Source organism: Rhizobium beringeri, from assembly GCF_004306515.1.
Lineage (GTDB): Bacteria > Pseudomonadota > Alphaproteobacteria > Rhizobiales > Rhizobiaceae > Rhizobium > Rhizobium beringeri.
This window is the reverse complement of sequence record NZ_SILG01000001.1, coordinates 1,073,418-1,086,593: the sequence shown is the minus strand read 5'-3', so window position 1 is coordinate 1,086,593 and position 13,176 is coordinate 1,073,418. Positions and strand designations below refer to the sequence as shown.

The 13,176-nt window shown below is 58.9% G+C and carries 14 protein-coding genes; 2 read left to right on the top strand and 12 right to left on the bottom strand.

What is annotated here, in order from left to right:
* Positions 1-320: 320 nt before the first annotated feature.
* Positions 321-1,688: an aspartate aminotransferase family protein gene (locus ELH03_RS05625; RefSeq protein ID WP_130766147.1), complete on the bottom strand. Its 1,368-nt coding sequence runs from the start codon at positions 1,686-1,688 to the stop codon at positions 321-323.
* Positions 1,689-1,745: 57 nt separating this feature from the next.
* Here ELH03_RS05625 and ELH03_RS38475 point away from each other — a divergent pair, with 57 nt between their 5' ends.
* Entirely contained in the window at positions 1,746-1,877 is a 132-nt protein-coding gene (locus tag ELH03_RS38475) for a hypothetical protein (protein WP_267975665.1), read from the top strand.
* 78 nt (positions 1,878-1,955) lie between these two features.
* Here the strand turns inward: ELH03_RS38475 and ELH03_RS05620 are convergent, their stop codons facing one another.
* On the bottom strand, positions 1,956-2,459 hold the full coding sequence (locus ELH03_RS05620; protein ID WP_130766146.1) for a hypothetical protein: 504 nt from the start codon (positions 2,457-2,459) through the stop codon (positions 1,956-1,958).
* A gap of 259 nt (positions 2,460-2,718) precedes the next feature.
* On the opposite strand from ELH03_RS05620, the gene ELH03_RS05615 reads away from it, so the two are divergent.
* Positions 2,719-3,240: a tetratricopeptide repeat protein gene (locus tag ELH03_RS05615; protein WP_112906425.1), complete on the top strand. Its 522-nt coding sequence runs from the start codon at positions 2,719-2,721 to the stop codon at positions 3,238-3,240.
* Between the two features lie 118 nt (positions 3,241-3,358).
* Here ELH03_RS05615 and ELH03_RS05610 read toward each other — a convergent pair whose 3' ends face one another.
* From ELH03_RS05610 to ELH03_RS05565, 10 genes are all read right to left on the bottom strand, one after another.
* Positions 3,359-3,919 (bottom strand): hypothetical protein, encoded by a 561-nt coding sequence (locus tag ELH03_RS05610; protein ID WP_130766145.1) that lies wholly within the window; start codon positions 3,917-3,919, stop codon positions 3,359-3,361.
* Between the two features lie 79 nt (positions 3,920-3,998).
* Complete coding sequence (locus ELH03_RS05605; protein ID WP_130766144.1) at positions 3,999-5,303, bottom strand: DUF8689 domain-containing protein; 1,305 nt, start codon at positions 5,301-5,303, stop codon at positions 3,999-4,001.
* Between the two features lie 15 nt (positions 5,304-5,318).
* On the bottom strand, positions 5,319-6,263 hold the full coding sequence (locus tag ELH03_RS05600; protein WP_130766143.1) for a type II secretion system F family protein: 945 nt from the start codon (positions 6,261-6,263) through the stop codon (positions 5,319-5,321).
* Between the two features lie 7 nt (positions 6,264-6,270).
* Complete coding sequence (locus tag ELH03_RS05595; protein ID WP_130766142.1) at positions 6,271-7,224, bottom strand: type II secretion system F family protein; 954 nt, start codon at positions 7,222-7,224, stop codon at positions 6,271-6,273.
* A complete protein-coding gene (locus ELH03_RS05590) occupies positions 7,221-8,669 on the bottom strand; it encodes a TadA family conjugal transfer-associated ATPase (protein ID WP_130766141.1) in 1,449 nt (482 codons plus the stop codon). Before ELH03_RS05590 ends, ELH03_RS05595 begins: the two co-directional genes overlap by 4 nt.
* 19 nt (positions 8,670-8,688) lie before the next feature.
* Complete coding sequence (locus tag ELH03_RS05585; RefSeq protein ID WP_130766140.1) at positions 8,689-9,261, bottom strand: L,D-transpeptidase; 573 nt, start codon at positions 9,259-9,261, stop codon at positions 8,689-8,691.
* Complete coding sequence (locus tag ELH03_RS05580) at positions 9,258-10,400, bottom strand: pilus assembly protein (RefSeq protein WP_130766139.1); 1,143 nt, start codon at positions 10,398-10,400, stop codon at positions 9,258-9,260. The genes ELH03_RS05585 and ELH03_RS05580 overlap by 4 nt, the downstream gene beginning before the upstream one ends.
* Positions 10,401-10,427: 27 nt before the next feature.
* A complete protein-coding gene (locus tag ELH03_RS05575; protein WP_130766138.1) occupies positions 10,428-11,051 on the bottom strand; it encodes a TadE/TadG family type IV pilus assembly protein in 624 nt (207 codons plus the stop codon).
* Positions 11,045-11,524 carry a TadE/TadG family type IV pilus assembly protein gene (locus ELH03_RS05570; RefSeq protein WP_130766137.1) on the bottom strand — a complete coding sequence of 160 codons (480 nt, stop codon included), beginning with the start codon at positions 11,522-11,524 and terminating at the stop codon, positions 11,045-11,047. The genes ELH03_RS05575 and ELH03_RS05570 overlap by 7 nt, the downstream gene beginning before the upstream one ends.
* Complete coding sequence (locus tag ELH03_RS05565) at positions 11,521-13,122, bottom strand: TadE/TadG family type IV pilus assembly protein (protein WP_130766136.1); 1,602 nt, start codon at positions 13,120-13,122, stop codon at positions 11,521-11,523. The genes ELH03_RS05570 and ELH03_RS05565 overlap by 4 nt, the downstream gene beginning before the upstream one ends.
* Between the last annotated feature and the right edge of the window lie 54 nt (positions 13,123-13,176).

The following is a 13,176-nucleotide window of genomic DNA, read 5'->3' as shown; positions in this document are numbered from 1 at the left end:
GTTTTCGTCAGGGCAGAGGCGATTGGCGACGGGCATACCCCAAGGTACGTCCGAGCTGATCGCCTCTGATCCTGGCGCAAGGATGCCCGGCCCACCGGCCGCACTGCTTCGCCATGCGAAGCAACAGGTGCGTCCGGCGCTTCTAAGTCTTGCAGATTTGCCAGGCAAATCTGCGGGAAGGTTGGCTGAAACGGGCCGGCTGCTCGACCGGCCGGCTTGGCCGTAGAGCCGGGCTACGACGCGCGCCGGCCGGTCGACCATCCGACTCCGTTTGAGCCAACAGAATGCTGCAATCTAACCAGGAAAGGCTCTAAGCGAAATCAGGATTTCAGCTCCTTCCAGGCTAAATCCAGCGCCAATCGGGTAATCCTCGCCATCTCGTCCACCTCGGCGTGGCTGATGATGAGCGGCGGCGAGGCGAGCATGCGGTCGCCGGTGGCGCGCAGCACGAGGCCGTTCGCCAGCGCGTGGTTGCGCACCAGCGCACCGACCTGATCGGGCTTGGCATAACGGGTGCGCGTGCTCTTCTCGGCGGCAAGCTGCAGGCCGCCCATCAAGCCGATGCTATCAGCTTCGCCGACGAAATCATGTTCGGCGAGCGCTGCCCAGGCCTTGCCGAAATAGGGACCGATATCGTCGCGCACCCGTTCGACCAGTCTTTCCTCCTCGATGATACGCAGGTTTTCGAGTGCGGCGGCAGCGCAGACCGGGTGGCCGGAATAGGTGAAGCCGTGATTGAATTCGCCGACTTCGTTGATCAGAACATCGGCGATACGGTCGCTGACCAGCACGCCGCCGATCGGCAGGTAACCGGAGGAAAGCCCCTTGGCGATCGGCGCCAGATCGGGCTCGACGCCGAAATGCTGGTGGCCGAACCAGGCGCCCAGCCGGCCGAAACCGCAGATCACCTCGTCGGTCACCAGCAGGATATTGCGCGCCTTGCAGATGCGGTCGATCTCCGGCCAGTAGGTCTCGGGCGGGATGATGACGCCGGCGGCCCCCTGCACCGGCTCGGCGACGAAGGCCGCGACATTCTCCTCGCCGAGCTCGTCGATCTTAGCTTCGAGCTCTCGGGCAACCTTGAGGCCGAATTCGGCCGGCGAGAGATCGCCGCCCTCGCCGTACCAATAGGGCTGGCCGATATGGACGATACCCGGGATCGGCAGGTCGCCCTGCTCATGCATGTATTTCATGCCGCCGAGGCTGGCGCCGGCGACGGTGGAACCGTGATAGCCGTTCTTTCGGGCTATGACGATCTTCTTCGACGGCTTGCCGACGGCGCTCCAGTAGACGCGGGCCATGCGGAACCAGGTGTCGTTCGCCTCCGAACCGGAGCCGGTGAAGAAGATATGGTTGAAACGCTCGCCGGCATGCGACGTGACCTTCTGCGCAAGCAGCGTCGCCGGCGTCGAGGTCGTGCCGAAGAAGGTGTTGTAATAAGGCAGCTCGTTCATCTGCCTGGCCACGGCGTCGGTGATCTCCCGGCGGCCATAGCCGATATTGACGCACCAGAGGCCGGCGAAGCCGTCGAGATATTTCCTGCCGTGATTGTCGAAGATGTGGACGCCCTCGCCGCGCTGGATGATGCGTGTGCCTTCGGCGTTCAGCTTCTTCATATCGGCGAAGGGGTGCAGGTGGTGCGCGGCATCGATCGCCGCAAGGTTCGAGGGCGGGTAAGTATCGGGCATGGTGGTAAAGACCCTCGCGGATTGAAAGGCTGATGTCGATGGGATAGGAGCTTGGCCTTGTCCCGGAGGATTTTCAAGATCATGGCGAGCGACAGGATGGACGGCAAGGCCGACGGCGGCGACCCGGGCGAAACCGAAAATCTTCAAGGCGGCTGCGTCAAACTTCGGCTTTTCCGGCGCCTTGGCTAGAGCCGGTCTTGCCTGCGTTGCCGCAACTTGAGGTACGTCTTGCCGCGCCTCCGGCCGGGGCGGTTCAACCCTTTTCTATCACGCCGATATTGCACGCTTGATGACTGTTAAATGGCAGGAAATGCAAGCCAAAAACACGGATATGAAAAGGAAGGTCCCAAGCGGTGAGTAGGATAGCGGCAGGAACGACCAGTCGCCTCGTTGAAATTGAGGCAGCGCAAAGTCGGAAAGGCCGGCTTGCGTAACGGCTGCCCGCCCCATAGTTAGACCGGTCGCGATCAGCGCGATATGGGCATGGATGAAGCCTGAACGATGGTGTCTTTGCGGCTGCATGGCCACACGAATCCCGAAAATCGATGCAAGCATCAACAGGACCGTGGCGCTCCAAATTCCAACGCCGGGTACCGCCAAAAGCAGATAGATGGGCTCGCGCATGACCGGAAGTATTGTCATATGCAGCCACCAGGCGGAGGCACTTGAGGGGTGGCTTTCCAAGAGCGGTATGCTGAGAACGAAGATCGATGCAATCGCGTAAGCCAGCGATGGCCCAAGTCGCATCAGCGTGAAAATAGCGATCCGCATACGGCGTTCCATCCTTTGACCTGACGAGCAGGATAGGCGACGTTGATTGATTTCTACTCAAGGAATCAGGGGGCACACGATGCCTACTTTAGATAGTCGGCGTTTTATCACACCTGTCGTATTCCGGCGAAGACCGCATCTGTCGCTTTTTTGCGACTATTTGCTCAAATTCTTGAGTTGTTAGCTTTTTTTTACGATGATTTCCGATGAACACATCCGAGTCTTAGGTAAGAATGTCTGATGGGGGATCAAATTGCCAATGTTGCAGATCAGAGCTGGGACTAGATGCATTGCATTTTTGATAGCGACTGGAGCGATTTTAGCTGGTTGCCAGTCATCCAGCGTTGATGGTCTGGCTGCTTATGGCGATAGTGCAAAGACCCTTGAGGATGACTCAGCCGTCGCCTTCTATAAGAACGACGAGTTGATAACCACCGGCAAACTGCAGTTTCAGGAAAAGAACTACGGAAAATCTTACGCCATTTACAAGCGAGCAGTTGACGTTTTTCCGCAGGATCCGGCCGCTTGGCTGGGCTTAGCAGCATCCGCCGACATGGTTGCCCGCTTCGACACGTCCGACCGCGCCTACCAGCAACTCTCGCGAATGATCGGCAACACCCCGGTCTACTACAACAATATCGGATACTCTCACCTTTTACGCGGTGACTTGCGCACTGCCAGACGGTATTTCCTGAAAGCCTATGAGCTTGATCCCGGAAACGAAGTCACTGCCCGTAATCTCGAATTGATGAAGAACAGCGTAAATTACGCTCAGCGGTGATAGGCTCTGCAGCGATCGGCAATCTGGGTCGAGATGAGAGCGCCCTTGCGCATTGCCAGCATCGGCGCCCCCTGGCAGCATCCACCGATTGCTTTGGAGATTTCGGCGAACGCGGTGTTTACCGGGCCTTCCGAAGGATGAGCTGGCCTTCCGGCGAGAGTGTGCGCTCGTAACGCGGCAGGTCACTGACGGCAATGCCCCCGGCTTCGAGGGACGCAAGGCTGCTATCCGAAGCTTGAGCTTCCGCTGACACGGCACGGGGTGCGAAAAATTGTGCCGGCTCCTTGCCGGGTGCGCTAAGGACCAAAGCTGAACCCATCCGAAGACCACTTGTGTCGTTTCGCCGTTCGTTCATCATAGTCTTTTGCAGCCCATCCATCTCCTGGCGGATAAGTGCGACTTCGTCAGCCTTGGCATTATCCGCGATGTTGCGCGACTGCTTTTCCATTTGTCCCCTCAGACCATCGATGGACCTCTTAAGCGCGGCGATGGTCTCGCGGCTCTCGCGAACATCGGCTGAGTTTTTGGCGGTATAGATGAGAACGCCAGCATTCACAGGCAAGAGCATCAGCAGCAAACCGACGAGTAGCGAGCTTTTTGAGCCCCGCTGCTCTATCACTCGCAAATTGCTTGGTTTTGCGCGGTCTGCTTCGACCTCAATGCCCGGAATGCTAGTCATTCGGTTACTCCCCGTAAGTCATCAAATCTGCGTTGGACACATTGTCCAGGAACACGCCGTGTCAGTGACAAGCCCGCAATCATTCCGAGGTAAATACACCTTCCCACGCCCGCTCGAGCATACCGAGCGACGCGATTCCGGCTATGCCGTTGAACTCGCAGTAAGAACTGACGAAATCCAGAAGATATTTTGGATGATAGCAAGACGCTAGCACATCGCCGTTGTACTTGCGATCGTAGAACAGATTCAGGTCTGGATCACAGACAACCAATCCGGTGCCGCTGGCATACGATTTGAAGATTCTGATATATTCGTCGCGCGACGGAGTGTTCACAAAGATCTTGTATTTGAGGCGCCGCAAGCCCGCCTCATCAGAAAGATTCTTCGGTGCGATATTCGTCGAAAATACGACCAGCTCGTCAAAGGGAACCTTGAACTTCTTGCCGGTGTGCAGCGTCAGGAAGTCATATCCGCGCTCGAGCGGGACAATCCAGCGATTGATGAGTGCCTGTGGCGCCACTTGTTGGCGCCCGAAGTCGTCGATAATGAAAACGCCGCCGGACGCCTTTAAGTGTATGGGCGCTTCGTAGACATTCGGTCCTGCGTTGAAGGTGAGATCGAGCTGATCGAGGGTCAATTCCCCGCCCGTCTTGATCACCGGACGGCGGCATTCGGTCCATCGTTGATCCGCTTTCGGATGGGATTCTGTGTCTGCCTCTGATACGGGGTGATGCACTGCTTCGTCATAGAAACTGATGACATGACCGCCGACCTCGACGGCATAGGGCACCCAGATTGTTTGGCGGAACAGTTGCGACGTCCGCTCGGCGATGCTCGTCTTTCCGTTGCCGGGTGGTCCGTAAAGCAGGATAGAGCGACCGGAGTTGATGGCCGGGCCGAGCTTTTCGACCAGGGCGTCTGACAGCACCAGCCCGTCAAGGCTGTCGTTCAGCCGCTCCGGGGTCACGCGCTCGTAATGGATGGACTGCAAACCGACCTGCCGGCAGAACGCGTCGAGCGACACCGGCGCCGGCCCGACATATTGGCATTGACGCGACGCCGCGTGGGCATATTCGAACCCCTTCATGGAAAGAGCATATCGAATATCGGATCGCACATCCTCACCAGCCAAGCCGCGCGCCTCGAGATAGGCGAGTTTCACAAGCTCCTTGATCAGGATATTGACGATCACTTTCGGCAATTTCATCCGGTCAGCCAGATGAGATGCCGTGGTCGTATCCTGCTCGGCCGCGCATTTTGACGCCAACCGAAGCAGGAACGACGGATCCAGTCCGGCTTGTTCTATGCTTGCCGGTGCCATGGGCATACGCGGATCGAGGGCAATGATGGCCTCGTTACGATTCTGTTCGAGCGAATACTGCATACGACCTCGCTTGGCTCAACCGCCGGGTTTCATGCCGATGAGAAGACTGATGACACGCATAACAACGGGTACAAGAACGATGACGAGGCTTACCGGAAAAAGGAATGCGCCGAGCGGCAGCAGCATCTTGACCGGCAGGGCGTTTGCCTTTTCCTCCGCGCGAACAATACGGAGGTCGCGCATTTCCTTGCAGTAGACCCGCAGCGTCTGCGTTACGCTGGTCCCGAGTTCTTCCGATTGGCGGAACAGAACGGAAAGGGCCCGGGCCTCGTCGATCCTCAGGCGGATGGCAAGGTTGGCGAGCGCCTCGCGCAATCGCCGGCCGCCTCGCACTTCCAGCATCATGATCGAGAGATGCAGGCCGAAGTCCTGCTGCTTGGCAACGAATTCCCGGGCAACGCGGTTCGCCGCCGCCTCGATGCTCATCCCCGCATCAAGGCAGACGATCAGCATATCCATGAAATCGGGAAAGAGGCGGCGGTACTCCCTCTCCTTGGCGGCGCCGCGCCGGTCGATATAGATGTTGACCAGAATAAAGGTCGCGCCCGCAGCAAACATGCCAAGGATCAGCGTCACTATCTGCGACATATCAGGCGCGAACCGGTTCAAGGCCCAGACCGCTACGACCAGCATGCCGATACAAATCACCGCGCGAACCACCTGGAAGGTGGTCACGGCGCCGGCAGCGAAATACCCCGCCCGGATCAGCCGGTTCTGGGTGGAGTTCACATTGGTGTCACGTCGCGTAATCTCGAAATAGCGACGGATCAGGCGGTTTTCCGCCTCGCCGAGATCGGCAATCGTCGTATCGCCAAGGTGGAACTCCTCGCCTGATGCCGCCGAGCTCTTCGACACTCGGACCGAGACCTCGCGCTGTCGGATAAACAATTCGGATGCTGCTGCGGAAAAGATCAGCACTGCAAAGAAGACGATGAGGTAAATTCCATACTCACTCGACATAACAGCCTCAGTACTCGAAGTTGACCATCTTGTAGAGAATGACGTTCCCGATCGCCATGACGGCCAGCAGCACGCTCACCACCGTGGTTCCGTGGCCGCTATCCCAGACGGGATCGAAGTAGGTCGGCGACAACGCCTTGATCATCGCGTAAAGCAGGAACGGATAGCCCGACATGAAGATCGCCGTGATGCGTCCTTCCGAGGAAATCGCCTTGACCTTTGCCTTCAGCATATACCGGTCGCGCAGCGTCTTCGAAAGGTTCTGCAGGATCTCCACGAGGTTTCCGCCGGTTCCGGCCTGCACGCTCAGCGATATCGCAAGCAGGTTCAGATCCTCGACGCCGACCCGGTTCGCCAAGTTGACAAGGGCATCGTCCAGCGTCACGCCGTAGGTGAGCTCATCCGAGAGGAGGCCGAACTCGGTGCCGATCGGATCCGGCATCTCACGTGCCACCAAAGAAATCGCCGCCGGCAGCGGGTGGCCGGCGGCCAAGCTGCGATTGGCGACATCGAGCGCTTCAGGAAGCTTCAGTTCGAACTTCCGCATGCGGCGCGCCCGGGCGCGCCAGACGACGAGCGCCGGGATGAGGAGACAGATCAGGAGAAAGACGGGGATCCTGAACAGAGTGCTGGGCACGAGGAACCCCGCGGCCAGCCACGTCAAAAGGGCGCCCGCGATCGCGAAGAGAGCAAATCGCCTGGCATCGAACTTGATTCCCGACTGGGCGTAGAACTGCAGCAGCCGCTGCGTGATGGGGGTTTGCCGCCAACCGCCGCCGGCACCGCGCTCCTTCAGCATATCGCTATAGGTCTTGCGATGATCATCGCTGACCTCGAGCAAGCTCAGCCGATGGTTCACGGCACGGTGTCGTTCTGATGTCTTGAAGTAGCTGCGCATGATCGCTTCGACAGCGACAAGGGCGGCGGTGAAAACGGCCGCGTAAAGCAGAGTCAGGGTCATTGAACAGGTCCCGTTTGCAGCGGTTTACCGGGATCAAAAATCGCCACAGGGATCTCGATCCCGAGTTCGGCAAATTCCTCGACGAACCGCGGCCGGATGCCGGTGGCACGGAATTCCCCATGAATGCGCCCGCCTTCATCGGTGCCGATTTTCTTGAATTTCATAATCTCCTGCATCTGCACGACTTCGCCCTCCATGCCGGTGATCTCGGAAATCGAGACGATCTTGCGGCTGCCGTCGCTCAGGCGCTGGACCTGCACGATCATGGTGATGGCGGACGAGATCTGCGAGCGAATGCTCAACTGCGACATCGGCATCCCTGCCATGCCGACCATCTGCTCAAGCCGACCGACGGCGTCGCGCGGCGTGTTGGCGTGAATGGTCGTCATCGACCCCTCGTGACCGGTATTCATCGCCTGCAGCATGTCGAACGCCTCGTCGCCGCGCACTTCGCCGACGATGATGCGGTCGGGACGCATGCGCAGGGCGTTTTTCAAAAGTTCGCGTTGACGGATTTCGTTGCGCCCGTCGAGCGTTGGCGGCCGGGTTTCCAAACGCCCGACATGTGGCTGCTGCAGTTGAAGCTCGGCCGCATCCTCGATGGTGATCAGGCGCTCCCTTGGAGAAATCTGCGACGAGAGAGCGTTCAGCAAGGTGGTCTTGCCAGAACCGGTGCCGCCTGAAATGACCATGGACACCTTGCCCTTGACCGCAGCGCTGAGAAGGATGCGCATCGCATCGGCCATAGCGCCATATTGCACGAGGCGCTCCATTGTCAGCGGCTTGCGCGTGAATTTGCGAATGGAAACGAGCGGTCCGTCGACCGAGATCGGCCTGATGGCGACGTTGACACGCGAGCCATCCTTGAGGCGGGCGTCAACCATCGGCGTTGACTCGTCGACACGGCGGCCAACCGCCGAGACGATCTTGTTGATCACCCGAAGCAGGTGGTCCTCGTCTTTGAACCGCACGGCGGTGCTCTCGAGCTTGCCGCTACGCTCGACATAGACGCTGTTGTAGCCATTGATGAGAATATCTGCGATTGTGTCATCGGCCAGCAGCGGCTCGATCGGTCCCAGCCCGAGCATCTCATCGGTGATATCGCGGATCAGATCATTGATTTCCTTGGCATTCAGCGGAAAGTTGTTACTCCGAATATAGTCCTTGACCAACGGCCGGATCTCGGTGGCGATCTCCTCGTTGTCGAGTGTGTCGAGGATCCCGAGGTTGATGCGATCGAGCAGGTAGCGGTGCAGATTGACCCGCTCGGAAACCATGTCCGGCCCGAACGAAGCCTCTTCGCCACTCGCCGTGGCGCTGTCAGAGGCCGGTTGGGCAGGCATGTTCTCAACTGCGCCGACCAAAGACAGTTCGGCCGCCTCCAGATGTTCCCGGCTTTCCGGCTCCAACTGCTTGTAGAAACGCCCCATGATACCGTTCGCCATGTTTCCCGCCCCTGAACTATTATTTTACAATGACCGTGGAGCCGACTTTCACCCTCTCATAGAGATCGATGACGTCGGCATTGCTCATGCGAAAACAGCCCGATGACGCGAAACCGCCGACCGTCGACTGCTCGTTCGTTCCATGAATGCGGTAGAGCGTGTCGGTCCCGCCCTTGTAGAGATAGATCCCGCGGGCACCCAATGGATTAAGCGGCCCGGCAGGTACCAGGTCCGGAAGTCCGGCTGAGCGCGCCTTCATCTCGGCAGGCGGGCGCCAGTCGGGCCACTCTGCTTTGCGTCCAACCTTGACGGTACCGCTCCAGCGAAATCCGTCTCGTCCGACTCCGATTTTGTAACGGATCGCGCGTCCTTCGGAGATGACGAGATCCAGCGTACGATTGCCGCTGACAATGACGATTGTCCCAGCCGCATAGCTTTTTTCGATCGTCACCACGGCGCTTGTCGTCGGCCCAAGGCTTCGCGGCACAAGCCCGCCTGCCTCGGCGTCGCCGACAGCGGCCAGAATTGCCAAAACCGCAAGAGCAACATCGGGGGCGCGGGACCTTATGCGCCCACTGTCGATCGCCGTCATCGCACCAGTGCTCCAAGTTTACCGACTGCGCCGCAGAAGCGCGCCCGGGAATTCACTTGAATTGGCAGCACGCCGCGGTTGACCGCCTCGCTCAGAGTATCCCAGTCATCCGCAATGACATGCGTTGGGATCTCCTTGAATATCTTCTCCGTTTGTTGTCGGCGCAGGCCGAGGCCGAAAAGTTTGGCGCGGTATTTGTTGATGACGATGAATATCTGCTCCGAACTGCCTCGCAGCTGTACCAGATTGGCAAACAAATCCTTGGCTTGAGAAAGCGCAGGGACCGTCATTTCGGTGACGATGCAGATGCTGTTGACCGAGCTGAGCACCTCGTATTTCCACGGCGTGTCATAATAGGGAATGTCGATGATCGTGTGGTCGCTCTCGAAGGCGGCCACGTCGAGCATACGCAGCACGAGTTCCCGGCCCTTGGGTGCCAGAAGGACGGCTGGCTGCTTGAAGGACAGCAGTGAAAAGCCTTCCGAATGACGCTTTCGAACCAGATCGATGAATTCCAGATCGACCCGGGAAGGATTGGCGATGACTGGTTTTAAGTCGTAGTCGTTGACGAGGTTGAGATAATAGCCAAGCATCCCGGAGCAAAAATCCGTGTCGAACAAGTCAACCCGCGGCGTCGAATTCTTGGTCGGCTGGGCCAGCGCATGCGCAAGCGACGAAGCGATCATGCTGGCGCCCGCGCCACCGACGGCAGAGACCACGGCATGCACCCGGCTGTCGCTGGCCCCAGTGCCTGGCGCATGGGTCGAAATCATGTCGATCAGTGCGCGGCGCTCGAGCGGTTTCTTCAGCCAGTCATTGCCGTTCAGGCGGAAGAGGAGCCGCAGCATGTCGTCCGGCAGGTCTTCGGAAACGACGACGAGCGGAATGTCCCGATAGCTGGTGCGAAACGCGAAAAGCTCCGGCTGGTGCAGCAATTTCCCGTTGTCGACGTCGAGAACGATCAAGTTGAACTGCGTCGGATCGAACCGGCCCTTTTCTCCGAGCGCCTTCAGCGAGAGATGGCGGACATCGTAACGCGAAAGCGACCCAAACGTATCGAGCATGAAGCTCGCTGCTGCCGCGTCGTCGGAGAGAACCAATATCTTGGTGGATGCGGCAATGTTCATGTGAGCTGTCATTTTCGCTTTCCTACGCGTTATCAGGGGTCAGCAGGTTGAGCAGGTCTTTAGATCTTCCGTCGTGATCGTAACCGGATGGGCCGGGATGGTAATGTCGTTGAGCCCCAACAGCCCGCCGAGGATCGGCAGATCGAAGGTGATGTCGCGCACCTCCAGCCGCATCGTCAGCACGGGCCCTTCCGGCCGACCCCAATAGCCGAGCCCCGACCGCTGGTAGGTGACCATCAGATTTTGCGGCTTGATGCGCCAATTGAGGTCGCAAATGCCGGGGTGAGGATCAGTCCCCGCGTTGCAAACGCCGTCGCTTCCCAGGACGATCCGGTTCAATGCCGCCGTGCAGTTCGCAAGAGCCGGTCCGCAGGTCGAGGATATTGTTGCATCGTTCGGCGCGGCTTTGCCGTTGTTGAGCGGATCGGTAGCTTCGATCGGGAAAACGGCATTGAAATTCGTCGTCAACGGATCGGATACGGCGGCCAAACGGGCACCATATTGCAGTGCCTTGACCGTCTGATTCCACTGCGCCATGGCATAGCCGAACTCGATGAAGGTGGCGAATACCAGCATGACGATCGGAAAGGTCAGCAATGCTTCGACAAGGCTGACACCACTGCTATCCTGCCAGAATGCCTTGATTGCCCGAAAGGTCACCATCCGATGTATCTCTCTTCATGGGACGAACTGATCGTGATGGCACCGATTCCGAGAAAGCTGAACACCGGCGAGTTCTGGTAGAGATGAGCAGTGGAAATGGTGATGTTCCCATCCGCATCGGGTGCCGTGATGGTGATGTCAGAAGGGTCCTTCCAGTCGGGGACGCGGGGTATAGCGCCTGCCGCGGGCGTCTGCGTTCCGTAAAAGGCAATCGTCTTCGCGGTCGCCTGATTGCATGTCGGCACATAGGTTCCCGACAACGGCCGGCATCGCGAAAGGTAACGCCCCGCATCGCGCAAGCCCGCGTCGATCTGCATGCGCTGCCAGAAGATGCTGCCAAACTCCAGTATCCCCGCCGCAAAGAGCGTTACAAAGGGGATCGCGAGCAGCGCCTCGGCAAGCACTGCGCCTTCCTCCCGCCGCCAGAAGCCGAGGCCGAGCCGATACAAGATAAAATTGCGGAGCGCCATCATCTGACCAGCTCCGCTTCTTCCCGCAAGAATTCGTCTGCCGTACCGCGACCACCCTTGCCGGTGATGTCGATCATCTCCAGCGAAAGGTATCGTTCGCTGGAATCCTTTATCGCCGGCTTGGTCAGGAACATGCGTGCGAAGGCCACGGCGCGGGTGGCCTTGTGACCGTTCAGATGGCCGACCGAGGCTTCATAGCCACAATTGACGATGGCTGAGAAGATTTCGCGGCGATCACCATATTCAGCCGCCGTATAGTTCGAAAGGTCCGGGCCGGTATAGCACTGGCCGCCAGTTGTCGGTTTGCCGGTCTCGCCATTCGCCGAGGCATGGTTGATGAGAGATGGGTTCGCAAGCTCGTAGCGATAAACATCGTACGCAGAGGGTCGGCTTGGTGTTCCAGTCGCCTGCGGGGGATAGCTGGAGTAGTTGCTGAGAACTGTGCTCACCGAGGGCGCAGCCGTGCCCTGCGCGACATTCCAGTAGGTCGTGTACTGCCAATTGTTGGCGCTGCTGATCTTGCCGCCGGCAAGCGAGGTCATCCCCGCTCCGTAGCCGAGCGGCAAAGCCTTGCTCGCATCGCCGACAACCTCTCCGACCTTGACGGGATCGTAGGTATCGCAGCCCGGCTTTCCCTTGGTGATTGTCCGAGCGGAGCGTACGTTTTGGGCAGGTCGGTAACGATAATCTCCCTTCGCCTTGTTGAACGAGGAGGAGTAAAAGCCGAAACGCGTATTCACGCCGTCCTCGATCGGCCCCGCCATTGCGCCGGTCTCCGTATCGAGGTTGTCCTGTGTGTAGCAGGTGCCGGGATTGCCGGTGGCAAGCGCCTCCGCCAGCACCGACGCACCATTGCCCAAGGGGGTCCGCAGGAACCCGAAATTGCCGGGACCGGGATTGGACGACGAGGTGCTGTGAAGCTCGATCTGTCGCCCGTAGAGATTTCCGGCCGCAAAGTTGGTATGCAAGGCCGCAGCGGCATCGTCGTTGGCGCTTTCACTCGTGTTGCCAGCAGGCTCGAACGGATTGCAGATAAAGATCGGCGTCACGTCGCAGGCGCTGGCGTGGTATACCGCCACGGCGTCGGCAGCGATGTTGATCGTATCGCGGGTGAAGCCGACCGGGACCGGAAATATCGTCTGCATCGCCTGCGGCTTGGCGATGACCCAGGCATAGGATGCTTCGCTGACTTCTGTCGTTTCCATCGAAGACGGGATGGGCGTATCGTCGCTGGCCGGGATGCTCTTCAGAAAATGCACGTTGACAGTGCTCCCGGCGTCGTTGCCGGCGTCATAGGCCACGGTAATATGCGAGCCAAGCGACATGCCGATCCCGCCCCCCGAGAAAGCCGCGCTGTTGGCGATTTTCTCGATCGCCGTTTGCGCCCTCGAAATGGCATCATCGCGGCCATCGAGTTCACGGGCTCCGGCGAGCGCCATCGCATCGACCGCATTCTGAAGATCAGTATGCAGGTTGCTGCTGCGGCCGACATCGATGATCAGCAGCGAAAAGCCGAGAAGCATAGGCATGGCGATAAGCGTCAAGGCGATAACATAGCCACGATGATCGTTCCAGAACCGTCTGACAACCCTGCTCAGCATTGGCATACCCCCATCACCGCGCTATCGCCGTGACGACCCCGTATCGTGCATTTT